Annotated in this window: 20 protein-coding genes and 1 pseudogene; 9 read left to right on the top strand and 12 right to left on the bottom strand. The window is 68.5% G+C overall.

Translation table 11 applies throughout. The features are described from left to right. Positions 1 to 48: 48 nt before the first annotated feature. The 8 genes and pseudogenes from ACFQS9_RS18400 to ACFQS9_RS18365 all read left to right on the top strand — a co-directional run. Positions 49 to 1,539, top strand: a complete 1,491-nt coding sequence (locus ACFQS9_RS18400) for a flavin-containing monooxygenase (RefSeq protein WP_378407281.1) — start codon at positions 49 to 51, stop codon at positions 1,537 to 1,539. Between the two features lie 45 nt (positions 1,540 to 1,584). Continuing rightward, positions 1,585 to 2,370, top strand: coding sequence for an MBL fold metallo-hydrolase (locus tag ACFQS9_RS18395; protein WP_378407279.1), 786 nt, complete (start codon positions 1,585 to 1,587; stop codon positions 2,368 to 2,370). 227 nt (positions 2,371 to 2,597) lie between these two features. Beyond that, entirely contained in the window at positions 2,598 to 2,972 is a 375-nt protein-coding gene (locus ACFQS9_RS18390) for a chorismate mutase family protein (RefSeq protein ID WP_378407277.1), read from the top strand. A 5-nt stretch (positions 2,973 to 2,977) separates the two neighbouring features. Continuing rightward, on the top strand, positions 2,978 to 5,062 hold the full coding sequence (gene pabB / locus ACFQS9_RS18385) for an aminodeoxychorismate synthase component I (protein WP_378407275.1): 2,085 nt from the start codon (positions 2,978 to 2,980) through the stop codon (positions 5,060 to 5,062). A gap of 77 nt (positions 5,063 to 5,139) precedes the next feature. Next, the gene (locus ACFQS9_RS18380) at positions 5,140 to 6,009 is read left to right on the top strand and encodes a prephenate dehydrogenase/arogenate dehydrogenase family protein (RefSeq protein WP_378407509.1); all 870 of its coding nucleotides are present in this window, start codon (positions 5,140 to 5,142) and stop codon (positions 6,007 to 6,009) included. Next, the gene (locus ACFQS9_RS18375; protein ID WP_378407273.1) at positions 6,006 to 7,004 is read left to right on the top strand and encodes an AurF N-oxygenase family protein; all 999 of its coding nucleotides are present in this window, start codon (positions 6,006 to 6,008) and stop codon (positions 7,002 to 7,004) included. The genes ACFQS9_RS18380 and ACFQS9_RS18375 overlap by 4 nt, the downstream gene beginning before the upstream one ends. A 98-nt stretch (positions 7,005 to 7,102) precedes the next feature. Beyond that, the gene (locus ACFQS9_RS18370) at positions 7,103 to 8,197 is read left to right on the top strand and encodes an MBL fold metallo-hydrolase (protein ID WP_378407271.1); all 1,095 of its coding nucleotides are present in this window, start codon (positions 7,103 to 7,105) and stop codon (positions 8,195 to 8,197) included. Between the two features lie 540 nt (positions 8,198 to 8,737). Further along, positions 8,738 to 8,869, top strand: a pseudogene (locus ACFQS9_RS18365) (DDE-type integrase/transposase/recombinase); the annotation flags it as partial. A 309-nt stretch (positions 8,870 to 9,178) separates the two neighbouring features. On the opposite strand, the gene ACFQS9_RS18360 reads toward ACFQS9_RS18365, so the two are convergent. The 12 genes from ACFQS9_RS18360 to ACFQS9_RS18305 form a co-directional block, all read right to left on the bottom strand. Continuing rightward, entirely contained in the window at positions 9,179 to 10,573 is a 1,395-nt protein-coding gene (locus ACFQS9_RS18360) for a lyase family protein (RefSeq protein WP_378407269.1), read from the bottom strand. Beyond that, on the bottom strand, positions 10,570 to 12,576 hold the full coding sequence (locus ACFQS9_RS18355) for an FAD/NAD(P)-binding protein (protein WP_378407267.1): 2,007 nt from the start codon (positions 12,574 to 12,576) through the stop codon (positions 10,570 to 10,572). The genes ACFQS9_RS18360 and ACFQS9_RS18355 overlap by 4 nt, the downstream gene beginning before the upstream one ends. A gap of 13 nt (positions 12,577 to 12,589) precedes the next feature. Further along, the gene (gene aroF / locus ACFQS9_RS18350) at positions 12,590 to 13,624 is read right to left on the bottom strand and encodes a 3-deoxy-7-phosphoheptulonate synthase (RefSeq protein ID WP_378407265.1); all 1,035 of its coding nucleotides are present in this window, start codon (positions 13,622 to 13,624) and stop codon (positions 12,590 to 12,592) included. After that, entirely contained in the window at positions 13,621 to 13,803 is a 183-nt protein-coding gene (locus ACFQS9_RS18345) for a hypothetical protein (RefSeq protein ID WP_378407263.1), read from the bottom strand. The genes aroF and ACFQS9_RS18345 overlap by 4 nt, the downstream gene beginning before the upstream one ends. Positions 13,804 to 14,041: 238 nt before the next feature. Next, positions 14,042 to 15,394 carry an ATP-grasp domain-containing protein gene (locus ACFQS9_RS18340; protein WP_378407261.1) on the bottom strand — a complete coding sequence of 451 codons (1,353 nt, stop codon included), beginning with the start codon at positions 15,392 to 15,394 and terminating at the stop codon, positions 14,042 to 14,044. Beyond that, positions 15,391 to 16,686 (bottom strand): MFS transporter, encoded by a 1,296-nt coding sequence (locus tag ACFQS9_RS18335; protein WP_378407507.1) that lies wholly within the window; start codon positions 16,684 to 16,686, stop codon positions 15,391 to 15,393. The genes ACFQS9_RS18340 and ACFQS9_RS18335 overlap by 4 nt, the downstream gene beginning before the upstream one ends. Further along, positions 16,686 to 18,380: a class I adenylate-forming enzyme family protein gene (locus ACFQS9_RS18330; RefSeq protein WP_378407259.1), complete on the bottom strand. Its 1,695-nt coding sequence runs from the start codon at positions 18,378 to 18,380 to the stop codon at positions 16,686 to 16,688. Before ACFQS9_RS18330 ends, ACFQS9_RS18335 begins: the two co-directional genes overlap by 1 nt. A 3-nt stretch (positions 18,381 to 18,383) precedes the next feature. Continuing rightward, entirely contained in the window at positions 18,384 to 19,694 is a 1,311-nt protein-coding gene (locus tag ACFQS9_RS18325) for an aminotransferase class I/II-fold pyridoxal phosphate-dependent enzyme (RefSeq protein WP_378407256.1), read from the bottom strand. Next, positions 19,691 to 20,623, bottom strand: coding sequence for a prephenate dehydrogenase/arogenate dehydrogenase family protein (locus ACFQS9_RS18320; RefSeq protein WP_378407254.1), 933 nt, complete (start codon positions 20,621 to 20,623; stop codon positions 19,691 to 19,693). Before ACFQS9_RS18320 ends, ACFQS9_RS18325 begins: the two co-directional genes overlap by 4 nt. After that, positions 20,620 to 22,707 (bottom strand): aminodeoxychorismate synthase component I, encoded by a 2,088-nt coding sequence (pabB, locus tag ACFQS9_RS18315; RefSeq protein WP_378407252.1) that lies wholly within the window; start codon positions 22,705 to 22,707, stop codon positions 20,620 to 20,622. Before pabB (ACFQS9_RS18315) ends, ACFQS9_RS18320 begins: the two co-directional genes overlap by 4 nt. Then, on the bottom strand, positions 22,707 to 23,051 hold the full coding sequence (locus ACFQS9_RS18310; RefSeq protein WP_378407250.1) for a chorismate mutase family protein: 345 nt from the start codon (positions 23,049 to 23,051) through the stop codon (positions 22,707 to 22,709). Before ACFQS9_RS18310 ends, pabB (ACFQS9_RS18315) begins: the two co-directional genes overlap by 1 nt. 71 nt (positions 23,052 to 23,122) lie before the next feature. Next, positions 23,123 to 24,529 (bottom strand): phenylacetate--CoA ligase family protein, encoded by a 1,407-nt coding sequence (locus ACFQS9_RS18305; protein WP_378407248.1) that lies wholly within the window; start codon positions 24,527 to 24,529, stop codon positions 23,123 to 23,125. 406 nt (positions 24,530 to 24,935) lie between these two features. On the opposite strand from ACFQS9_RS18305, the gene ACFQS9_RS18300 reads away from it, so the two are divergent. Next, on the top strand, positions 24,936 to 25,577 hold the full coding sequence (locus tag ACFQS9_RS18300) for an FHA domain-containing protein (RefSeq protein WP_378407246.1): 642 nt from the start codon (positions 24,936 to 24,938) through the stop codon (positions 25,575 to 25,577). The last annotated feature ends 46 nt before the right edge of the window (positions 25,578 to 25,623 follow it).

Here is a 25,623-nt window from a genome sequence, read left to right as displayed (position 1 = left end):
GGTGCTAGGTTCGGGGTGGAAACACTCCCCACGACGGCGGTGGCAGCCATGGCGATCGACCATTTCGACGTCCTGATCGTGGGTGCCGGCCTGTCTGGGATCGGTGCCGGGTACCACCTGAAGACGAGATGCCCGGACAAGACGTACGCGATCCTCGAGGCGCGCGGCGCGATCGGCGGAACCTGGGACCTGTTCCGCTATCCCGGTGTTCGCTCGGACTCCGACATGTACACCCTCGGGTACTCCTTCCGGCCCTGGACGGACGCGAAGGCCATCGCCGACGGACCGTCGATCCTGAGCTACGTCCGCGCCACAGCGCAGGAGGAGGGAATCGACCGGAAGATCCGGTTCGACCATCGGGTGACCCGCGCGGAATGGTCCAGCGAGGACGCCAGGTGGACCGTCGAGGCCCAGCGCGGCCCCGCAGCCGAGATCGTGCGCCTGACGTGCAACTTCTTGTTCATGTGCAGCGGCTATTACGACTACAGGGAGGGCTACACCCCGGAGTTCGCGGGGGTCGATCGGTTCGCCGGCCGGGTGGTGCACCCACAGCACTGGACCGACGACATCGACTGGGCAGGCAAACGCGTGGTCGTGATCGGCAGTGGCGCCACCGCGGTGACGCTGGTCCCGGCGATCGCGGGGTCCGCCGCCCACGTCACGATGCTGCAGCGATCGCCCAGCTACGTCTTGTCCGTGCCGGATGAGGACGTGATGGCGAACCGGTTGCGCGCGCTGCTGCCGCCTAAGCTCGCCTACGGCATCGTCCGCTGGAAGAACGTGCTGCGATTCATGCTCTTCTTCACCATGAGCCGGCGCGCACCGGGAGTCGTCAAGCGGCTGGTCCGCAGGCAAGTGCAGGCACAACTGCCCGCCGGTTTCGACGTCGACGCCCACTTCACGCCTCGCTACGACCCGTGGGACCAGCGCATGTGCTTCGTGCCGCACGGCGATCTGTTCCGGGCGATCCGGCAGGGTCAGGCGGACATCGTCACCGATCGGATCGAGACGTTCACCGAGCGGGGAATCAGGCTCGCGTCCGGGTCGGAACTGGCGGCCGACATCATCGTGACGGCCACCGGGCTGAAGCTCATCGTGGGCGGCGGCGTCGAGTTGAGCGTGGACGGCGTGCCCGTCGATGCCTCAAAGGCACTGAGCTACAAGGGGATGATGCTGAGCGACGTCCCCAACTTCGCCAGCTGTATCGGGTACACTAATGCGTCGTGGACGCTCAAGTGTGACCTGACATGCGAGTACGTGTGCAGGCTGCTCGATCACATGGCAGCCAACGGCTACCCGCAGTGCACGCCCCGCAACGTCGACCCGTCCATCACCACGATGCCGATCATCGATTTCTCCTCCGGGTACGTGCAGCGCTCGATCCACGAGTTCCCGAAGCAGGGCTCGAGAAAGCCGTGGCGGCTCTACCAGAACTATGCCCTCGACATCGCCATGCTGAAGTTCGGACCCGTCGAGGACGCGATGGAGTTCGTCCGGACCGATCCGGCGGGCGCCCGCCGCGCGGACGTCGCGGGCTGATCGCTCGCCGGGCGGTGGATCGGCCGGTCTGGGATCGTGGGTGCCATGTCTGATCGAACACCGCGGGCCCGATGGCACGGGCACGCCACCGTCTCGATCACGGACCGCGATACCACCATCCTGACCGACCCGATCCTCACCGACCGGGTCGCCCACCTGCGGCGAAGGCGCGGACCGAACCCGCTCGACACCTCGGTCGGAGCCGCGGGCGACGTGACGAACCCGCTGCGCCCGGACGCGGTGGTGTTGTCCCATCTACACGCGGACCACACCCATCTGCCCTCACTGCGGCTGATCGGCGGCGACGTGCCGATCCTCGTCCCCACCGGCGCGGTCGGCCAGGTCTCAGGGCTCCGGGCGCTCGGCGATCGGTTGATCGAGGTGAGTCCCGGCGACGAGGTCCGTATCGGCGGTGTGCTCGTCCGCGGCGTCCCGGCCGAACACGACGGTCGACGCTGGCCACGCGGGCCACACCGAGTTCGGGCGCTCGGCTACGTGATCGAGGGCGCGGGGCGTACCTACTTTGCCGGGGACACGGCGCTGTACGGCTCGATGTCGGACTGGATTCCCGAGTGCGATCTGGCACTCATCCCCGTCGGAGGGTGGGGTCCGAGTCTCGGACCGGGGCACCTCGATCCCGCGGCGGCCGTCCTGGCGGCCACCGCCGTCGGCGCCCGCACCGCGATCCCGGTGCACTTCGGGACGCTATGGCCGATGGGGCTCGATTCGGTACGCCCCGATCGGTTTTTCGGGCCCGGCGCCGAGTTCGTCCGACGGATGACGGAGGCGGGCCTCGACGCGCGGGAGCTGCGGCCCGGCGAGGCGATCTGAGGGGCGCCAAACGCAATCCAAGCGAGACCGCATCGACCGCGGCGGCCTGCCGCCGTCGGTAACGTCGGACATCGAGGAATCGATGAAAAGAGTGGTTCGGGCGCAACTCAGCGTGAGAAGATTGGAAGATTCTCTACCCGGAGTTCTGCTCGAGGCTGACGAACCTCGGCGGGCCGGCGTCGATCGGAGTCGATGCCGGTCAGCCCAGATTGCTAAGGCGGCGGCGGATGGACACGTCGAATGGTTCCCACGGGACCGGAAGCGGAATCTCAGCGGCGCAGCGCGAGCTCGAGCAGTTGCGCACCGAGCTGGACGACGTCGACCGGCATCTGCTCGAGGACGTTCGCGCGCGGATCGAGGTGTGCACTCGGATCGCTCAGGTCAAGCGGCGTCATTCGATACCCATGATGCAGCCGCAGCGCGTCGGATTCGTCCAGAACCGCGCCCAGACCTATGCGGTCGAGCACGCGCTGTCCCCGGACTTCTTTCGCTCGCTCTACGATCTGTTGATCCGTGAGACCTGCCGCGTCGAGGACCTGATCATCGACGCGGACGGATCGGAGCCCGAGCGTGCCACCGGGCCGTCTGGACGTGGGGGCTGACGCCCATGACGCCGACGCGAACGCTCCTGATCGACAACTACGATTCCTTCACCTACAACCTGTACAGCCTGCTGACCGAGGTGAACGGCATCCCTCCCACAGTGGTGTCGAACGACGTCGAGTGGGCGTCGGTGAACCTGGCCGACCACGACAACATCGTCATCTCGCCCGGGCCCGGAAGACCGGACCGGGACAGGGATTTCGGCATCAGCGCGGCGGCGATCACCGACAGCGACCTGCCCGTCCTCGGCGTGTGCCTGGGGCACCAGGGACTGTGTCACCTGTTCGGCAGTCCCGTCTTGCCGGCACCGGTGCCGATGCACGGGCGCATCTCCGAGGTGCTGCACACCGGAGAAGGACTGTTCGACGGCATTCCCTCCCCCTTCCGCGCGGTGCGCTATCACTCCCTGATCGTCGAGGACCTCGACGATCAGCTCGAGGCACTTGCCCGCACACGCGAGGGCCTCCTGATGGCGGTGCGCCATCGAGAGCGCCCGCTGTGGGGCGTTCAGTTCCATCCGGAGTCCATCTGCACCGATCACGGCCGCTCGCTGATCACCAATTTCCGGGACCTGACCCCGCGGCGGCGTTCACACCGCGCTGCGGTGCGCCCGACCCCCCCGCCGCCGGCTGAACCCCGCTACCACGTGAACAGCGTGCGCATCGACCGAGCGCTCGATCCGAAGGCGGTCTACGAGGCTCTGTTCGCGCCCGGCCCGAACAGCTTCTGGTTGGACGGCAGCGCGGCGCTCGAGCCGGACTCACGGTTCTCCGTCATGGGCGACTGCTCCGGCCCCCTGGCCGAGTACGTCACGTACAACGTCACCGAGACCACGGTGCGGGTACACCGGGACGGACAGCTCGCGCGGGAGGTCCACTCGACCTTCTTCGATTACATGGACAGTGAGCTGCGCGCCCGCGCGGTGGCACCGCGCCCCGATCTTCCGTTCGGATTCTGCCTCGGCTACGTCGGGTACCTCGGCTACGAGCTGAAGGCGGATACCTGCGGGCAGCTCGTCCACACCTCCCCGAACCCGGACGCCGCGGTCGTGTTCGCGGACCGAGCGCTGGTGCTCGACCACGAGGCCAACTGCTGCTATCTGCTCTCGCTCGACGACGGTTCCGGCGATCGGGTGGGTGCCCGGTGGATGGCGGACACGGCGGCCCTGCTGTCGGAGTTCGACATCGTCCCCCACGAGCAACCGTCGCCACCCCCGCTGGTCCATCTCGACGCCGACACCGAGCCGCGCTTCCGGCACGACAGGGACACCTATCTGGCGTTGATCGAGCAGTGCCTCAGCGAGATCAGATCCGGCGAGTCGTACGAGGTGTGCCTGACCAACGCCGCGACCGTGGACGGGCCGATCGATCCGCTGGACCGCTATGCCTGCCTGCGCGAGATCAGTCCCACCCCGTACAACGCGCTCCTGCAGTTCACGGGCATCTCGGTCCTGAGTGCCTCGCCGGAACGTTTCCTGCGGATCGGGTCGGATCGGGTGATCGAGTCCAAGCCGATCAAGGGCACCCGGCGGCGCTCGTCCTCGACCGAGGTGGACGAGACCCTGCGGCGAGACCTGGGCGGGAGCGAGAAGGATCGTGCCGAGAACCTGATGATCGTCGACCTCGTCCGCAACGACCTGTCCCGTGTCTGCGTGCCGGGTTCGGTGCACGTCCCGAAGCTGTTCGATGTCGAAACGTACGCGCCTGTGCACCAACTGGTCTCGACCATCCGCGGGACCCTTCGTCCCGGTGTGTCGGTGGTCGACTGCATCCGGGCGACGTTCCCCGGTGGATCGATGACCGGCGCGCCGAAGGTACGGACCCTCGAGATCCTCGACAAGCTCGAGGATGGCCCGCGCGGCGTGTACTCGGGTGCGATCGGGTACTTCTCCCTCTCCGGCACCGCCGATTTCTCCATCGTGATCCGGACCATCGTCGCCACGGCCGACGAGGTGACGTTCGGCGCGGGCGGCGCGATCATGGCGATGTCGGACCCGGACGAGGAGTACGAGGAGACGATGGTCAAGGCCGTCACCATGAAGCGTTGCCTGTCGATGGACGCCGACGATCAGGACCAGGCCGGACCGTGACCCGTACCGGATCTGCGCGCACGCCGTCGCAGTTCCGCACCGCCGTCGTCGTCGGCGGTGCGGGGTCGGTCGGCGCGATGCTGGTGGCCTCGCTGCGCGGCGACGGCGTCCGGGTGGTGGTGGCCGATCCCCGCTGTGCGCAACGGGTGCAGGACGGCGCGGGAGCCGTGGCGGCGGACCTGACGGCACCCACCGGAGAACTCGTCGCGATCCTCCGTGCCGCAGACCTGGTGGTGCTGGCCGTGCCGGAATCCGTCGCGCTGGCCGCGGCGCCCGGCCTGCCGGGGCTCCTCGGCCCCGGGGCCCTGCTCGTCGACACGTTGTCGGTGAAGACGCGGTTCGCACACGCGCTCGCGGAATGCGCGCCGGACACCGCGGCGGTCGGGATCAACCCGATGTTCGCACCGGACCTGGGGATGGCGGGTCGTCCGGTCGCGGCGGTCGTCTATCGGGGTGGGCCTGCGGTGGACCGGTTCCTCGGATCGGTCTCCGGCTGGGGGGCCGAGATCGTCAGGCTCGCACCCGATCAGCACGACCGAATCGTGGCGGCGACTCAGGCGCTCACGCACGCCGCGGTGCTGTCCTTTGGCCTCGCATTGGCCGAACTCGACGTGACCAGCGAGGAACTGGCCGCGACCGCGACCCCGCCGCACACGGTGGCGTTGGCGCTGCTGGCCCGGATCGGGCTCGGCAACCCGGCGGTGTATCGCGATGTCCAGGCTGGGAATCCGTTGGCGGGCAAGGCGCGCGACGCCCTGGCAGCGGCGGTGACCCGGTTGTCGTCGGTCGTCGAGCACGGCACCGAGGCAGATTTCGAGGCGCTGATGGCCACCGCGCGCGTGCCGCTCGGTCACCGCGCCGATGAGTACGGCGAGTTGTGTGCGGAGGTCTTCCGGGGCCTGACGCCCGTGCCGGTGTCGATGCGGGCGGAGGTGGTCGAGCGATGACGGGACCGTTCGAACTGTTCGGCGGGACGGTCGGGTTCGAGACTCCGCTCTTGCGGCCCGCGCTTCCCGAGTGTGACGAGTCGAACCCGGTCGAGAGCGCGGTGATCCGGGGACTGGTCCGGAGCTGGCCGCGGCGCGCGACGGTACGGAGGGCGGAGCCGGACCTTGATGAGCTGTTCGACGCATCGAAGGCCGACTTCTCCGAGGAACTGCTCCCCTTCCGCGAGCACGACCTGTACCGGTGCCTGCCCGAGACGAAGAAGGCCCGGCTGCGTGCCTGGGGGTGGATCGCCTACAACAAGAACGTGATGGACATCGAGCAGTTCGTCGTCAACCCGGGCTTCCAGTTGCTCTCCCGCGACGCGTTCGGCGCCGGGCTCGGCGACCGTCACCGCGCGGCCGCGCTGCAGTCGATGGTCGACGAGGAGTACCACACGTTGATGCACCTCAATGCCAGCGCGTTGACGCGAAGAAGCCGCGGTTGGTCGCTGCGCGAGGACGCTCTGCCCGTGGCCCAAACGGTTCGACGACACCACTCGGCGGTGTCCCGGCACACCGATCCCCGGGCCGCGGCGTTGACGACCCTCGCGTTCACCACCGTCGCCGAGACGTCCATCAGCGCGTACCTGGGCCTGATGACCGAGGACGAGGCGGTGCAGCCCGTCAATCGCGCCACGGTGGCGCTGCACCGTCGCGACGAACTCTGCCACTCCTCGATCGCGGGCGATCTGGTGACGCTGGTGTACGACACGCTCGATGCCGACGAACGCGACACGCTGTTGGAGGGCCTCCGTGAGGGGGTGGACGCGTTCACCGGCAACGACATGACCACCTGGCGGGCCATCCTCGAGCTCGAACAGGTCACCGGCGCCGGCACGATCATCGCGGACGTCACCGCCGACGGCGACCAGAAGCCGCTGGTCCAGGACTGCAGCGCCATCCGGCGGCTGTGCGAGCACCTGGGCGTCGCGCAGGACATCCGCGACGAGTGGTGAGGATTGTGCATTCTCGAGAGAGAGGTACCGACATGTGCATTTCGTGTTGCGCCGGGGATGTCGAGGTCGCGACGTCGTCGGCCGTTTCTCGACGATCGATGTTGGCCGGGATCGGTGGATTCGCCGCCGTACTCGGCCTGAGTGCGTGCGCGTCATCCGATTCAGGGCAGCAGGCGGCGGCCACGACAACGGCAGCGGCTGGACCGCCCGGCTCCGACTCCAAGCTCGCACTCGTCCTACTCGGGACCCAGGCGGGGCCCCCGGTGGTGCCGGATCGCACCGGGATCTCGACGGCCTTGGTGGTCGACGGGACGCCCTATCTCGTCGACTGCGGCCGAGCGTCGGTGACGCAGTACCGGCGCTCGGGACTGAAGTTCGCCGCGTTGAAGAACATCTTCATCACTCACCTGCACGCCGATCATGTCGCGGACTACTACAACTTCTTCATGCTGGGCGGCGGAAGCGACCCGAAGATCGATGACGCCGTGTCGGGGCCCGTCCAGGTCTACGGGCCGGGGCCCGCCGGTGGACTGCAGCCGGCTTTCGGCGGAGCACCTGTTCCCACCGCGGTGCCGGAGAATCCGACGCCGGGTCTGGCCGAGCTCACGCGGCGGTGCAACGAGGCATTCGCCTACAGCAACAACGTGCTGATGCGCGACACCGGGCTACAGGACACGGCCGCCATCGCCGTGGTCAACGAGATCGCCCTGCCGCCGATCGGTGCCACGTTCGAGAACACCCATCCGCCGACGGCCCCGTTTCCGGTGATGAGCGACGATCGCGTGCGGGTCACCGCGACGCTGGTTCCGCACGGACCGGTGTTTCCCTCGTTCGGCTTTCGCTTCGACACCGAGTACGGTTCGGTGACCTTCTCGGGCGACACCGCGATCTCGGACAACCTCATCGAGCTGGCCCGGGGATCCGACGTGCTCGTGCACGAGTCGGTCAACATCGAGGGCAGCCAGCTCTCCACGGCGGCGAAGGATCACATGATCCAATCGCACACCCAGGTGCAGGAGGTGGGCAGCGTCGCCGAGCGTGCCGACGTGCCGAAACTCGTTGTCTCACACGTCGCGGACTTCGGCCCGACCACTCCGAACCTCGACATGACCCAATGGACCAATTGGGCGAAGCAGGGCTACAGCGGCGACGTGATCATCGGCAACGACCTGCAGACAATCACCGTCCGGTGACCTCGCTCGACAAGGGGCCGACCGGGATACGGGATACGGGATAAAACTGCCGCGCATGAGATCGGCGTTCCGCTCGAGATCATGAGCCGACCTGGGCCGGTGGCGATCGGCGAACTGGATATGGTGCTCGTCGTCATGTCGGTCGGATGTGCGGGTGCTGGTGGCGTCGGTTGATCGGACTCCCCCTGTTTGGGGCGAGAGGATGTACCCGGACGTAACCGCGGGGCCACAGCCAGCGAATCCCACTCAGCGGGAGTAATAGTCAGAACCTGTGGATCCGGGGAGGGCGCACCTTCTGGATCGTCGACTCCATCGGGTATTTCCCGACCGGGACAAGTCGCGGGAGCGCCGAGATCGCCGCCTACTTGGGGTCGCCGTAGGATCCGCCGGAATTCGGGCGGACATGAGCTGTGGCCGGAAGGAGTCGACCCCCGGAACTCCTCGACGAGGTCGCGTCCGGCAGCAATCCAGCGGTGGAACGCGCACCGCCACCTCCCTGGGTTTGCGTGGGGCGGGATCGGAGATTCCAACGCCTTGTGCACCGTGCGTCGGTGGACACCGTGGCGTCGCCACCGACGTGCGCGCCCCGGCGACAAGTGGCATCTCGACGAGGTGTTCTCGACGATCAACGGCCGTCGGCAGTACCTGTGGCGGGCCGTCGACCAGGACGGCATCGCAACCCCTACTCGGGGTTGCTGTTCAAAGACCCTCAAGTACGGGCCCACAAGTTCCCGGAGCGGTTCGGGTCCGTCCATCACGCACGAAACTTCATGGGCAACTTCGTCGATGGAACAACCACGAGCTTCGTCGCTCGTGTGCAGGTGGTGCCAGGTCAGCGGGTGCTGCCGGGTTCCAGGGGCCCGGATTGCCCTTTCGCGTTGTCGGTGCGAGTTGCTGGATTCAGCGCGAGCACTTCCGCCCGCCTCTCGGCTGGGAGCGGCTGCGCAAGTTACCTGGTGAACTCCAGCGCGGCAACATCATTCATGTGATCTCCTTCTGAACCGATTCGAAACGCTGGAGCGCCCGGTCGACCAGCGGACCGGACATCCCTGTGTAGCCGGACGGATCGAACAGCCCGGATACGTTGGGGACGGCCACCCCGGTCTGCTCCAGCGCGACGGTGAGCAGGTCGGCCAGGTCGGCACCGTCCCGCTCGGCCGCTGAAGTCACCTCGGCGAGTAAACGTTTGGCGTTGGCCTTGCCGAGCAACGGCGCCAGAACCACGTTGGCCCGCTCGGAGACGATGGCACCGCGGGTCAACCGTAGGTTGGCCGCCATCGCCTCGGGTGAGACCCGAAGTGCCGCCGCGAGGGAAGCGGCGTTGGCGGCGGCGCCGGCACCGATGCGCAGGCACTCCCGTAGCGGTTGCCACTCGGCATGCCAACCGCCCGAGGACCGCTCGTCCTCCACGGCCATGGAACCGAACAGCACGAGGGCGATCGGGGGCAGCTGCCGGGCCGCGGTCGCGATGAGCGTCGAGAACACGGGATTGTGCTTCTGCGGCATGGCCGAGGACGTCCCCCTGCCCGGCGCCTGCTCCTCGGCGACCTCCCCGATCTCGGTCCGGGTCAGCACGAGGACGTCGGCGGCCAGCTTGCCGAGCGCACCGGTGGTGACCATCAGGCTCGCGGCGACGTCGGCCAGGGGCGTGCGGACTCCGTGCCAGGGGAAGACCGGCTCGGCAAGCCCGAGGCGACGGGCCACCAACGCCGGCAGGCGCAGCGTCACGCCGGCCGGATCGGTCGTGTCCAGCGCGTACTGGTGGTACGCCGCGAGCGTGCCCGCCGCGCCGCCCAGCGAGACCGGCAGTGCCGCTCGGGCCCGGCGCACCCGGTCCACGACGTCGAGCACCAGATGCAGCCAGGTGGCCGTCTTCAGCCCGAAGGTGACCGGCACGGCGTGCTGCGTCAGGGTGCGCCCGGCCAACGGTGTGTCCCGGTGCCGCTCGGCGAGTGCGGCAAGGCCGTCGGCGCACGCCAGCAGGTCGTTTGCAATGCGGTCCAGCGTCGCCGCGCACAGCAGCATCAGCGCCGTGTCCAGGATGTCCTGGCTGGTGCTGCCGCGGTGCACGTACTCGGCGGCGGATGGGTCGACGGACCGAACGGCGGCGGTGAGCTGCTCGACGAACGCCACGACGGGGTTGGCCGTCTCCCGCACTCCCGCAGCGATCGCCGCGAGGTCGATGCGAGCGGGGACGGCGGCCACCCTGATGGCCGCCGCCGCGCCCGCGGGAATCACGCCCAACTCGGCCTGCGCTTCGGCGAGGGCGACTTCCGTGGCGAGCATGGCTTTCAGCAACGCGTTGTCGTCGACGAGTTCAGCCGCTCCCGTCGCCGCCCACGCGGGCGCCAGAATTCCGTAGTCCAAGGTGCTCACGCTGACCTCCTGGTCAGGTGGTCGCCGCGATCGGCAGCGAGCAGCAGCGGGCGCCGCTGCTTCGCGGCGGCGGAGAGGCAGGACCGCGCGATGGCGTCCGCATCACCGAGGATCACGGAGTTGACACCGGGACGGATGCCCGACGCGGTCACCCAGTGCACCGTCTCGGTCGGCACGCCGAACGCGAACCGCCGCGGGTGCGGGCGATCGGCAGCGTCGAGAAGCCGGTACGGACGCCGGGTGACCGCCACACCGCCTGAGACGTAGTGACCACCCCCGCGGATCGGGATGCGATAGGGTCGGCACTCGCCTCGGTCAAGCAGCGTCCGCAGCAGCGGGTCGGTTGTCCGGTGCAGGTCGGTTTCCGGCAGGCGCGCTTCGATCAGCGTGTCGGCCCGCACGGAGAGGTCCGGACAGGCTCCGGAGGACGCGATGAAGCGTCCGTCCGAGCAGTCGACGCGCAGGTCCGGGCCGAGCACCTCGAGCACACCGGCATCCATGAGGGCGCCGAACTGCTCGATGCGTTCGGCTGGCGGCCCGATCGACAGATGGGCGTTCAACGGCATGTACCAGCGCTGCAATTCGTCGCGATAGGAGTCGCCGGACAGGCCACCGTGGTCCACGAGCAATCGGATCTCGTTGCGCAGGTCGCGCAGGACATCCAGGGCGGCCTTGCGTGGACCGGTCACGTTCCCCTTACTGGCCTCCTGGACTTCAGCGTCCAGATACGACCGCAGCCAGCTGCGGAACCGTTTGGTCGAGGATAGGTCGTTGTCGGTGAACGGCGTCGCGATCTTCTGCCATTCCCAGCCCTGGTCGGGATGGATATCGAACTTGGCGAGCACAACGCGTTGGGCGTCGCTCTCATCGATGGCCAGAGGGTCACCGGAGATCGGTACCGTCGCGGGCTCCGCCGCGGCGAACATGGCGGTGAATTCCTCTGCATCGCAGGCGCATTGACGCTCCCGCACCAGGGTCGCGTAGTACACCGTGCGGACTTCCTGGTCGATCATCGGCCAGATGTCCCGACGGAAGCCCGCGGGTGTCCCCGCGTCGGCGCGGGCCCGCAGCCGCTCGATCACCTCGGCGGTCACGTACCGCGGCTCGTGCCGACCGAACGACCCCTTTTCGTTCTTGCCGCGGGCGTGATGCGGCACTCCGCGCCGAGATCCCGCAACCAGGCGGGGCTCCCGCCCCGATGGACGGTAGGTCAGAGTGCCGTCGAACTCGCGCGCGAAGGTGCCGCCACGGCCGATGGTCAACAGCGCCATGTAGTCGAAGAAGTTGAGGCCCATGCCGCGCAGAATCACCGATGCGCCCGCGGGTATGGCGTCAAGCGGCACGTCGGCCGGGTTGCTCGGTGCGATGTACCGCAGGCCGTGCCGGTCCGCGAACCGACTCAGGGCCGCCTCGGCCTCGCCGAGATGATGCGGCATGTGACCGAGTGCGAGCACGACGGCCTGTAGGTCGCCGATGGTCTCCCCGGTGTTCAGTACGACTTCCTGCAAGCCAGCCGGCGTGTCACGAACGTCGACCGCGGTCGCCTCGAGCAGCGTGAAACTGACACCCGGAGGTGCCGTCCGGATGATGCGGCGGCGCGTCCACTGCAGATAGCTCCCGTAGAACGCCCGGGACGGATAGTCGTCCGGCCCGAGCATGACGGCTTCGGCTCGAACGGCCTCCGGTACCTTCGGGCTGCCGATCAAGGCGATCGAGCGGGCCCACTCGTGGAGGCTCGGCCCTGTTTTCACCGGCCCGTCACAGTCGACGGTGTTGTCGACGAACATGGTCACCTGGCAGGCCACCGTGTTCATCAACAGCACCCGGTCCTGCGTGCTTCGCCATACCTGGCCGCCCTCGAGCACATGCGGATCGACGAGGTAGATGACAAGTTCCCGCCCGTGCGGCAGAAGCGACTCAGCATTGGCGCAAAGACGTTCCGCGACCGACAAGCCGCGTGGGCCGAGCCCAACGATCGCCAGCTTCAGCTTCTCAGTGAACACCCGGGGCCCCGATCTATGCGACGCGGCTCATGCGACGACCGAGTCCGGCCGCCAGCGGAGCCAGCCGGGCCATCAAGTCGGCGAACTGTTGTGGGCGGATCGCCTGGGCCCCGTCGCACAACGCCTGCTCCGGCTGGAGGTGAACATCGATGATCAGCGCGTCGGCGCCGGCCGCGACCGCTGCCAGCGACAGTGGTCCCACCAGTTCTGGCCGGCCACCGGAATGGCTGGGATCCACCATGACCGGCAGGTGGGTGCGCTGCTTCCACAGCGCGACCGCGGTGAGGTCCAGCGTGAAGCGCGCCGACGGCTCGAACGTGCGGATACCCCGCTCGCACAGCACCACCTGGTCATTGCCCTCGAGCAGCAGGTACTCGGCGGCGGCGAGGGTTTCCTCCACGGTGCAGCCGAAGCCGCGCTTGAGCACGACCGGAAGGCCGCTCTGGCCCACCGCGGTCAGCAGCGCGAAGTTCTGCATGTTTCGGGCTCCGATCTGCAACCCGTCGACCACCCCGGCCAGCCGCTTGACGTGCTCCGGGTCGACCACCTCGGTGACGACGGGGAGGCCTGTCCGCTCCCTGGCCTCGGCCAGCAGGTCGAGGCCGTCCCACCGGAGGCCCTGGAACGAATGTGGCGAGGTCCGCGGTTTGAAAACGCCGCCCCGCAGACCGACGGCGCCGTGTTCGGTGACGACGGCCGCGGTGGCCATCGTTTGTTCCGGCGATTCGACCGCGCACGGTCCGGCGATCACCGCGACGGAACCGTCGCCGATCGTGGTCGGTCCGAAGGAGACCTCGGTCCCGGCGGGGCGAAGGTCCCTGCGCCCCAACCAGATCTGGCTGTTCCGCAGCACTTGGTACGTCGGCGCAGGAAGCTCCGGGCCAGCCCTATGGATGAGGTCCACATCGGACACCGGGAGGACGAGAGTTGAGCCCAGCCGGTAGATCTCGGTTGGTGCGCCGGCGGATTCCAGGTGCTGTATCCACCCTTCGACGCCGGCGCGGGTAACGGCCTCGTCGAACACGAGCAGAGTGTCTGGATTAGTCATGATGGTTTCCCTCGATCGAATTGGCCGAGTGCGGCGCTCGTGGCGAGTGATGTGGTCGAGGGGTCAGCGAGATCGACGACGAGGTCCTCGTACTTCTCGCGCAGGTAGCGCTTGTGGTCATACCTGAAATGGTCGTCATCAAGACGTGCTTGCGTAATCGCTGGGATGCCAGATTCCACGTGTCGATGGGAAAGGTCTTCCTGTCCGCGGAGTAAGCACCGAGCTCAATCGATGTGCTGCGGCTGCCTCAGCGACATGCGAAGATCTGGAGCCGAATTGGACTCCAGCACACGCGAATTCACGATCGGTATGACCGCGCCGAGGTCGCGCTGGCCGTCATCGCCGCCGACGTCACGTGCCTGCCGCTGTGCGACCTCTACGAACAGAGGTGGCGGCACGATCTGGCCACCTTGGGTCTCAGGATGGGGCCGTGTGGATCGTCACGGCCCGGCGGGCGCGCTCCTCGATCTCGTCCAGCTCGGCGATCGTGGGCGCGTCGATGAAGAAGGACACGGCCCGGTCGTCGGAGCTGCGGATGGGGCCCAGCGCCGCGCCGCGGGCCTCATAGACGAGGACGGCGCGCAGCGCCGGCGGGTCTTCGGCGGGTAGGGCGGGGATGTCGGGCCAGGGAGTGCCGTCGTTGACCCATCGGGCCTCGACCCCGGGCCAGTCGACCTCCACGTCGCCGAGGATTCCGGGCCGGTGCCCGACGTACACCTGGCGTGCGTAGCGCCGGGCCGCGGGATAGTCGGCGGGCTCTCCGAGCGCGATCCGCAGGATCTCGGGCTCCATCCGCCGGCCCGTCGCGAGTCGGTACAGCACCATGATCCCGTCTCCGGGGGTCCGGGCGGCGACCTCCATGAGGTGCGCCTCCCCCCGCTCGTCGACCCTCCACTCGGCGTGCGTGATGCCGTTCTCGACACCCAGCCGGTCGAGCATCGCGTCGTTGGCCCGCTGCACCGCGTCCCACTCCCCGTTCCGTGGGGCGGGCACGGTGTGGGCCATCTCGACGAAATACTGGGAGTCGACGTCCGTGGTCTCCTTGCGCGTGACCGAGGCGTACAGGGACTTGCCGTCCTGGATCAGGCTCTCGACCGAGTACTCCTGACCGGTGATCTTCTGCTCCACCAAGATGGTCTCCTGCGCCGGATAGTCGTGCAGCTGCGCGGCCAACTCGGCGCGGTCGTACACCATGCGGACACCCAGGCTCGAGTGCCTCGTGGCCGGTTTGATCACCGCGGGGAACCGGATGGGCCCGTGGTCCACGGACTCGCGCGCCCCGGGTGGGATCAGCACGGATGCCGGACTGAGATCGGGCAGGTACCAGCGCTGGAGGTACTTGCTCCGGCAGGCGCGCGCTGCCCGCAACCCCGGGAACGGGAGGTCGAAGTAGTCGGCGACCAGGCCCGTCGGCTCGACCAGCGTTTCCCCCACGGCGTAGATGCCGACCACGTCATACTGCTCGCGCCAGCGTCCGGCGTGCTCGATGACTCCGGGAAGGAAGGAGCCCTCGCTCTCGACCGACCCGTCTACGAAGGCGACCTCCTCGATCGCGGAGGCCGGGTGGGCGGGGTCGTCACGATGCGCCTTCGCATACCCACGCCCGTCGGCCGCGGTGATCACCAGGACCTTCAGGTCCCGTTTCCGCAGGTCGTCGATGTAGATGGGATCCCGGCAGATTATGGACAGGGCGCCGGTCAGGATGAAAGCGCGGGGCCCGGCCGTGCGGTCGAGGCGCCGCCCGGCCCCCGCTCGCTGACGCTCGCTCATGCTGCGTCCCTTCCTGAGGAGGCCACGACGGGACCGGTGGATATATCGGCGCCCGGGACCGGGACCCCGTCCGACGTGAGGGGGAAGGGCCGGCTGCGGAGCGCCCACCGGGCGACGGGCACGGTCGCCATTCCTGCCGCGACGAACAGCCCGCCGAGCAGCAGCCAGCCGACCTGGCCTAGCCCCAGGCACAGGGCACCGAGCACCGCGGGTGCCACCGCGAAAGCGGTGCCGAGGCCCATGTCCTGCAGGCCCACGTACTCGCTCTGCGCGTGGGCCGGCGGCAGCTCGAAACTCAGCGCGAACACCGCCGCCGCGTGGCACATCTCGCCGACCGAGTGGACGGCCACCGCGGCCAGCAGGACCGCGGCCGCGGCCCACGCCGGCAGGTCGGCCGCCACCGCGACACCCGCGCAGGCGACCAGGAAGACGAACCCGGCGACGCGCATGGCGGCGGCGCCCTGGTGGATGGTCCTGACCTTCCGACCGACCCAGACCTGGAGCGCCACGACCCCGAACGTGTTGACGAGCAACACGGCGCCGACCATCCAGCGGGGGGCGCTCGTCTCCGTCGCGATCCAGAGCGGGAGGGCGAATGTGATGACCGCGTACTGCAGACTCATCACCCCGTTGAGGGCCGTGTATGCGATGAACGGTCTATCCCGGAGGGCCACCCAGCGTCGGGAACCGGGCGGAGCCGGCATCGGCGCGAAGAGTGGGAGCCTCGCGCACACCCATGCGCCGATCAGGAAGGTCGCGGCGTTCACGAGGAACAGCGCCTGATAGGCGGCCAGGGTGTCCAGCTGCAGCGCCAACCCGCCGAGGACGGCGCCGACGCCGACGCCTGCGTTCTCGATGGCCCGGAGCTGGGAGCGGTAGGCGGCCGCGCCCTCGCCTCCGACGCGGCGTATGAGCCCGCCGCGCGAGGCTCTCGATGCCGAGGTCGCCAGCATCTCCACCACGGTCACCACGACGAACATCCAGATGCTGGTCACGAAGACGTAGGCCGCCATCGTCAACGCCAGCACGACCAGGCTCAGGACCGCGACCCCCCGGGGGCCGCGGCGGTCGGCCAGGTGCCCCATCGGAACACCGCCGAAGAGGCCGATCAGTCCGGCCACGGCCAGCCATAGGCCGACCTCGGTGATCGACAGTCCCAGTCCCTCTGTGAAGTACAGGACCGACGACGTGATGAACATGCCGGTGCCGATGTTGTAGATCCCGGTGGCCAAGCCCAGGCGGCGACGTGCGCCGGGCTCGGGCACCAGGGTCGAGAGCCAGTTCCCGATCATCACGCGACCGCGCTGTCGGGCCGGCTGGTCATGAACGCGGCGACGGCTCGGTTCTCCTGGAGCAGGCTCTCCGCAAGGTCGCTGTACCTCTCCCGCAGTTCGCGCTTGAGCACCTTGCCGGTCACGCCGACGGGGAAGTCGTCCGGGGTCCGGGCGACGTCCAGCACCGCGATACGGGGATGGCCCGCCTTCTCCAGCACCTCGTTGGCCTCGGCCAGCAGCGCTTCGGCCTCGGCCGGCGAATCGCCGGTGATGACGACGGCGACCGGAACGATCTCGTCGCCGTGGCGGCCTGCGACGACGGCGCAGTCGCTGATGGCACTGATCTCACTGAGCAGCACCTCCTCCATGAGCACCGAGTAGCCGGTGCCCTCGGCGGTCTCGATGGCGTCCTTCGTCCGGTCCACCACGTAGTAGTTGCCGTCCTCGTCCTGGTACACCAGGTCGCCGGTCAGCCAGTAACCGCCCAGCTTCGAGCGACAGGTGGTGTCGGAGTCGCTCCAGTACCCGGCGGTGATGGACAGGCCCCGGGCCCCGAAGAAACCCACCTCGCCCACCGGCGCCCGGCTGCCGTCCGCGCGCAGCGCCGCGACCTCGGCAACGGGATCGGGCTTGCCGACCCGCCGGTCCGTGCGCTCCGACGACAGCGTCCGGGGCTGCACCACCAGACCCCAGCCGAGCTCGGTCGTGCCGAAGCGGTCGTAGAAGGTGGCGGGCGGCTGGTCCGGGCTGCGCTTGGCCAGGATGGCCCGGATGTGGGCCTCGTGGATGGCGTCCCCCATGGTGACCCAGTAGTCGACCGAATCGACGGTGCCTTCCGGCGTGTCGAGCGCGGCCAACTCGGCGTAGGCGTGGGCGAATGCCATGACCGACTTCGGCCGGTGCCGGCGCAGGGCGGCCGCCAGTTCCTCACCGCTCGGGTCGTAGAGCGCCACGAGCGGCGAGCCCGCGAGGATGGCGTAGGCGGTGTACACGATGCACCCGAGATGCGACTGCGGTTGGGCGGTCATGAGCAGCTCGTTGACGGGCTCCGTGTAGTTCTCCAGGCGGTAGCGCGGTCCGGCGACGCTGGACGCGTGGGTCTGGGTCACCGCCTTCGGCCGTCCCGTCGTCCCCGACGAGTGCATGATCGACACCGGGTCCTCCGGTGCGTGGCGGAAGCGCCAGGAGTCGGGCAGCGCGGCCGGGGGCGGGGCGGGCAGGTCCTCGGCCAGCTGGACCCAGCGCAGGCCGTCCAGCGATCCGATCCCCTCGCCGATGGCCGCGAGGCGGGACCGATCGATGTAGATCCCCACCGGTGTCGTGCGCTCACACAGGCCGAGCGCCAGAGCCGGCGACGCCTTGCTGTTGATGAGCACCGGGATGGCGCCCAACTGGGCGAGGGCGTAGAGGTGGATCGAGTAGGCGAACGAGTCAGCGATGTAGAGCGCCACCCGGTCGCGCGGGCCGACGCCCTGGTTGTGATACCAGACCGACCAGCTCTGGGCCAGCGCATCGATCTGGGCGAGCGTGAACTCCGTCTGCTCCTCCCCCGCGGTGTTGATCACCGGCCGACCCGTGCGGATGAACGGGATGTGCGGGTCGAGGTGCACGGCCATCGCCGTCGCCAGCAGGTTGCCCCCGCCGAGGTCGGCCATCGCCGCCAGTCGGGAGCGTTGGTCGGGGGTCAGCAATGGCCGGTTGGACAGAGACATCGTTCAGACTCCTTGATCGGTGAGGGCAATTGGGTGGGTAGAAGGGATCGGGGCGGCGAGCCCGAGCGCACGGGCGGCCGTCTCGAGGTCGCGCTGCTGGTGCAGGGCGGACACGGCAAAGCGGATCAGGCCGGTGCCCCTGGCGACCGTGGGGTAGAAGGCGGGGAGGATCAGCACACCGGCCTCCCGCAACCGACGGGCAGCGGCGAACGCCTCGGCCTCGGTGTCGAACAGCGCGCCCCGGACCGGCGAGCGCAGCCCGGCGTTGACGAGCGTTCCTGCCGTCAGCCGGTCGAACTCGGCGGCGTTGCGCCAGAGCCGCTGCTGCAGCTCGGCCACCTGGCCGTCGACGTGCAACCGGCCGGCGGCGACGTTCGCCGCCAGCATGGGAAGCATGATCGAGTGCCCGAACACCAGGGGGTTGGCGAACTTGCGCAGGACCCGCATGTCTGCGTCGCTCGGCACGACCGCGAAACCGCCGGCGCCGCCGAAGGCCTTCGACAGCGAGCCGGCGAGGACGACATGGGGCGGGAGCGTCCCCCCGAGGGCTTCGAACGCGTACCCGGCGCCGAGTGGGCCGTCGATCGAGACACCGTGGGCGTCGTCCACGTACAGGTGGCCACCGAACGGCTCGATGGTGGCCAGCATCGAGGCCACGTCGATCAGGCCGCCCATCGAGCCGACGCCGTCGACCAGCACGATCGGCGTCCTACCGGTGGCGGCGACCTCGTGGACCGCTGCGGGCAGCGCTGCGGGATCTGTCATGTCGAAGCGCCGCGTCGGCCCGATCTGCTCGAGCACCCCGCGGATCACCTGGATGGAGGCGTGCGCCGTCCGTTCGACGAGGAACGCGACGCCGGCGTCGGCCACGGGATAGCTGGGCAGGGCGCCGGCGCCGAGCAGCGGCAGCAAGCCCAGGTGGACGTTGCTGACCGAGGTGAAGGCGGCCACCTGCGCGCCGCCGTACATGTGGGAGAGGAGGTCCTCCAGCTCGCCGAGGTAGGGCGGCCGTCCCCGGTTGCGGGACGTGGAGAAGTGGAGCCCGAAGACGCGCAGCGCCTCTGTCGCCGCCGCGATCAGGTCGGGGTGCGTCTCCAGGCCGAGGTAGGAGCACGAGACGAACTCCACGGCCTCGCTGCCGTCGTCCAGCTGGACCCGCTTGCCGTCCCGCGCGGTGATGACATGCCCGGTCAGGCCCTCCTCGAAGGCCCGATCGAGCGAGTCCGAGGTCTTGCTGACGCGGGACGCGACCCAGTTGGGCCGGCTGTCCGCGGGCGCGTCGACCGGCGTGTGCATTTCCTTCAAATCAGTCATTCGAGCGTCTCCTTTGTGAGATTGGTGGTCATGGCCCGCAGCCCTTGCGCGCTGCGTTCGCGGTAGGCGCCCCGCAGGGGGCCGAGCACCCCGCAGAGGCGGTTGAGCAGGTCGCCGAACGCCGCGCGGTCGCCGTCCTCGACGACACCCGTCAGCCGCGACATCCCGCGTGCCAGCGCGCGGCGAGCCGCGGGGGCGTGGGGGTTGGCCGCCTGGACGTCCCAGTAGACCTCCGGTGCGCCTGACGCGATGCGCGCCAGCAGTGACAGCAGCGCGGTGTGCGGCGGCGGACCCATCCGGTCCAGATCGGCGATGTCGACGTCCAACTCGGCCAGGGCGGCGCCGAAGGCGATCACGGCGGCATGGGTGAGGGCCTGGGCAGCGGCCGCCACCCGGTCGTGCTGGTCGGCGGTTACGGTCACCACTCGGGCACCCCACTGCTCGATCAGGTTGCACAGCGCGCGCCCGCGCCGGCCGTCGCGCACGACCACAGAAGCCACCGGGTGGCCGGCGAAGCCCAGGGAGGGGGCGAACATCGGGTTGAGGCTCAGCGCCTCCGCCTCCTTCCCGGCGACGAGGGCGGCGGCGCGCAGGGCGGGGACCACCGTGGCCTTGACCGACAGCGTGTCGGCGATGAGGGCGTCGGGCCGCAGCGCGCCGGCCAGCCGGCCGATGGCGACCAGTGCCACCCGCTCCGGCACGGCCAGCAGGACCGCGTCGGCCGCTCGTACAAGGTCGGTCACCTCCGCGCCGGGATCGCCGACGTCGCCCCGCATGAAGCGGGTGCCACGGTGGGCAGGCACGGGGGCGGCGAGGTCAACGATGACGACGTCGTTGCCCGATTCCTGCAGCCGCTCGGCGAACAGTGCCCCCACCGCTCCCGCGCCGCCGGCGACGACGACGCGCCCGATGGTCGGTGCGCAGCTCACTTCGGGCCCTCCTGCCGGCCGGTCGCCGCCAGGGCGGTCATCATCGCCCTTGACTTGACCACCGTCTCGTCGAACTCGCCGTCCGGATCGGAGAGGGCGATGACGGCGCCGCCGACACCGAACGTCACACGCCCGGCGTCGACCACAAGGGTTCGGATCACGATGCTGAGGTCGCTGGCGCCCGACAGCGAGAACCATCCGAGCGCGCCGGAATACACCCCGCGGGGTCCCTGCTCGAGCCGGTCGATGATCTCCATCGTGCGGACCTTGGGGGCACCGGTCATCGACCCGCCGGGGAACGCGGCGCGGACGCAGTCGACCGCCGACCGGCCGGGGGCGAGCGTGCCACGGATCGTGGAGACGAGCTGGTGCACCGCCGCGTAGGTCTCGACGTCGAACAGCTTCGGCACGTGGACCGATCCCACCGAGCAGACCGTGTTGAGGTCGTTGCGGAGCAGGTCCACGATCATGAGGTTCTCGGCGCGGTCCTTCGGGTTGTCGCGCAGCTCCTCCCGCAGGGCACGATCCTCGGCGGCATCGCCACCCCGGGGCCGAGTGCCCTTGATCGGCTTCGCCTCGACGGTTCCTTGCCGGTCGATCGAGAGGAACCGCTCGGGGGATGCGCTGAGAACGGCCACGTCGCCGAAGTCGAGGAGGGCTCCGAACGGGACCGGGCTCACCCGGCGAAGGTGGGTGAAGGTGGGCAACACGTTCGTCGCCGTGTGGACGGTAACCATGTTGGTCAGGCAGATCTCGTAGGACTCACCGGCGTTGATCTCGTCCAGGCACTCGTCGATCCGCTTGAGATAGGCGTCCCGGTCGTGCCTGAGCTCGACGTTCATGCCGATGTCTGGATCGGTCATGGCCGGGCCTGACAGCGTGGGGGCCGGGGCCGGATCGGTGGGAGCGGAAGGAAGAGTGCTCAGGGCCTCCGCGGTCGTCGCCAGCCAGGCGTCGGCCGCGGCGGTCCCGGCCGCGTCGCCGGCGATGGAGAGGGCGAGGAGATAGCTGGTCCGTGTCTCGTGGTCTAGGACGAGCGCCCGGTCGGCGAAGAGCAGGGCGGCGTCGGGCGTGTCGGCCCGGTGGGCGTCGGTGCCCCCGGTCTCCGCCTTCAGCTCGTAGCCCAGATAGCCGACATAGCCGAGGTTGAAGTCGATGGGCAGGCCCGCCGGCGCCGCCACCGCCCGGGCGCGCAGCTGGTCGTCCAGGTAGTCGAAGAACTGTTGCCGAACCCGCTCGGTGGTCCCGTCGGCCCGCCGGACGACGACCTCGCACTCGGCGACGCTGTAGGTGACATGCTCGGCGAGCGGACCGTCTCCGTTCCCCATGACCGAGAAGCGCGACAACCCGTCGACCACCGAGCTGCTGTCGAGCCAGAAGCCGTGGTCGCCGCCGGCGAACAGGGAGGTGTAGGCCGTCAGCGCGTCGGGCTCGACGTCGAGGTGCTGCACGTGCAGGTCGTAGCGGGGATGCTCCGGCTCGGCGGTGCGCGCCGGGGCGAGGGCCGTCGACCGGCCCGCGGCGAGGGCGAAGAAGTTGGCCAGCAACTCCTGGCCGTAGGTGCTGCTGATCGACTCGGGATGGAACTGCACGCCCCACAACGGCAGGTGGCGGTGGCGCACGCCCATCACGACCCCGTCGTCGGTCCACGCCAGCGCCTCGAGGTCGTCCGGAAGCGACGTGGCGGCCAGCGAGTGGTAGCGCACGACGTCGAACGGCGAGGGAATGCCCGCGAAGAGGTCGACGCCTTTGTGTCGGACGGGCGAGATGCGCCCGTGCACGGGCTCGGGCGCGCTGCCGACCTCACCGCCGAAGAGATGGCAGAGGCCCTGGTGGCCGAGGCAGACGCCTAGCACCGGCAGACCACTGTCGAGGATCACGCGGGCGCTCACACCGAAGTCGCGGTCTCGGTCGGGCCGACCCGGGCCGGGCGAGATGACGGCGGCATCGAACTCGTCGAATCGGAGGTCGGCCCAAGGTGTGTCGTTCCGGACAACGGTCGGCGGCTGCCCGCACACCTCGCCGATCAATTGGTACAGGTTGTAGGTGAACGAGTCGTAGTTGTCGACGAGGATCACGCGCATCAGGCTGCGCTCCCGTCGGAGGTGTCGGCGTCGATGATCAGATCCTCGATCCGGCACGTCTCCCCGATGATCAGGTCGTACAGCCGCTTCATAAAGGTCAGATCCAGACCGTTGGCCTCGGCATACCGGGACGCCCTCTGCTGCACGACACCGATCCGGTGAGGTTGCATCATCGGCACCCCGTGCTCGCGCTTGTAGTAGGCAATGCTCCGGCACACATCAACGCGTGCACCCAGTGCTCCGAGGAACTCCGCGTCGATCCGATCCAGGTCGGCGCGCAGCGTCTCGAGAGTGTCTGGGTCCGCTTTCTCCCGAGCTGCTGCTCGGTCCGCAAGTTCTCTCATGATTCGATCTCTCCTTCTCAAAACGATGTCCTTTGAAGCGCGCCAGATGTCCCGACCGTCTATTGCTTCCGTCAGCCACAAATTTCGTGCTGGTAGAGGACCGGCACCTTGCCCCGCTGCGTGCGCGCGAACTGATCGGTGACCGTCCGTTGCACCTCGAAATCCCGGCACCGTGGACTCGTGATCACCTCGTGGACCTCATGGGCACCGCGCAGGGCCGTTCGGACCGCGTCAGTCGTGATCCCTTCCGGTGTGGCCGGCGACAGGAGCAGGCGCACCCGGTAGTGGTGGCCCTTCCACAGGACCTGAAATTGGCAGTCAATCGGCCTGGACACGCCCAGGCTCCCCAGCGCGGCCATGAGGTGGTCACTGGAGAACGTGATCGTGTCGACCGTCATCGAGTTCGGCATGCGGCCGAGGAGCACGACCGATCGGGCGGAGCTGCCGCAGCCGCACGCGTCGGTCAGCAGCTGGCCCCGATCGCCGAGCCGATAGCGGAAGAGCGCCATCCCCGACGTCGTCAAGGGCGTGACGACGAGCTCGCCGGGCGTGCCGGGAGGCACCGGCCGTCCGGCCTCGTCGATGACCTCCACCACGCTGGCGTCCTCGTGGAGGTGGTGCACCGCGCCCGCCTGGTGGCGGCACTGGTACGCCAGAGGACCGGTCTCGGACGTCGAATAGGCCAGCGACCGCACGGCGAGCCCCGGTGTTGCCGAGCGCGCCCTGCGCTCCCGCTCTGCTCCCATCGACTCGCCAATGAAGAGGAAGTTCCGCAGCGGCAGCGGGTGCCCGTCTCGGGCTCCCGCCAACACCTCCGCTCCATAAGCCGGTGACGCCGCCAACGTATCGATCCCGTGCGCTTCGATGATCGCTGCGGCATCGGCAGGCGAGGTGTACTCGCCCAATGGGAAGGAAAGCGCCGGCAGGGACCGCGTGATGTCCTGGACGAACAGGAACGCTCCGTTCAAGTCCCCAGTGAACAGGCAATTGGCCACACGGTTCGGCGGTGTCTCCAATGCCGCTCGGACCCCGCGCACGCCCAGATGTCGGACCCGGTCGTTGAAATCCCATGAGTGATAGACGACCTTCGGCCGGCTGGCCGTCCCGCTCGATCGCAGCACGAGCCCGGGGCTCCGCGGGTCGAAGAGGAGGTCAGCCGAATGCGGTGGGCAACCCGCGGCCAGATCCGCGGCTGAGAGAAGGGGCAGCGCTGCAAGATCGGCGACTGTGTCAACGGCCTCGAGCGCAGGGAAACGCCGCCACACGTTGGCGGACTGGCGCGCGGCTGTCAGGGTGGCTCGCAGATTGTGATGTTGTGTGGCTTCGATCTCGTCGCGGGAAAGCGAGTCAAGATTGTCGACGAGACGGATTCCTGCCACGTCGCGGAACCGTGGCTTGCTCGCGCGATCGCCGGCCGCCGCGGCCACCTTCGCCCGAAGTTCCGGGGTCAAGCCCGTGTTGTGTGTGTACGTGGTCATGACTTAAATGGTCATGATCAAGCCGTGCTCGCGTAATCGCTGGCGATACCAGATTCCACCCGTCGATGGGAAAGGTTCTGCTACCCGCGGGGTAAGCACCGGGCTCGGTCGATGCGCTGCGGCTGCCTCACAACGGGCCTTGCGTTCGGCGATCACCGCTAGCCGAGACATCCGCTGCGACTTCGGATTACACGTTCCGTTACGTCGATGCGGCGCTGGCGCCGGTCATCGACTTTCGATTCGACGCACCCCGAGGCCCTCCTCGACTACCCACGAGGGTGGGAGATCCTTCCCCCCAGGGCTCCTATTTTCGCGCGCCCTTCCAAGGGATATTGGTGTCAGCAAATCGATGACCCGCCGCGAACGGAGTCGCCACCGGTGTTGTTGTTCGCTTGAAAGGAGCTCTATGTCGTGCCACCTGGAAGTCTGGAAACCGTCAGGTCGGGCGCTCATCGCGCTGACCGGGCATCGAGTGACCGTCGGCAAGGCCTCAACCAATGTCGTGCAGCTCAGCGACGACAAAACCGTTTCGCGCTTGCACGCTGTATTGGAGAACTTCGGAAGAGACTGGTCTGTACGGGATCTGGGTAGCCGCAATGGCACCTTTGTCAACGGGGAGAGGATCTTTGCCGAACGGGTTCTGCGGTCAGGATACGAGTTGCGCATCGGCAATTCACGGTTGATCTTCTGGGATATGGAGCGGGCTGACGGGACAACCGACGATGATGAGACGGAAACGGTCGCCATCGGCCAGTTCCCGCCGCGCCTGACCCCGCGCGAACTCGAGGTTCTCGTCATTCTGTGCCGCCCACTGGTTTCCGACAACCCATTTCCTGCGCCTGCATCGGTTAATCGGATGGCTTGCGAGCTCTTCGTTACACAGGCAGCCATCAAGCAACATCTGCAAAACCTGTACGACAAGTTCGCCATTCCCGCCGAAGGAGAGCGGCGTGTTCGACTGGCCAATGAGGCCATCCGACGCGCGGCTGTTACTCGCGCCATGCTGCTCGGCGGCGACGCTTCGAGGCATGAGGCAGCAACCCCGTAGGTAGCTGGTCTTGAGGTCGCCGATCGGGGTTGTGAGCGTAAGGACT

It is taken from the genome of Rhodococcus daqingensis, assembly GCF_042665615.1.
In the GTDB taxonomy this organism is placed as follows: Bacteria; Actinomycetota; Actinomycetes; order Mycobacteriales; family Mycobacteriaceae; genus Rhodococcus_G; species Rhodococcus_G daqingensis.
The sequence above is the reverse complement of the archived record's forward strand: the minus strand, read 5'-3'. Positions and strand labels throughout refer to the sequence as shown.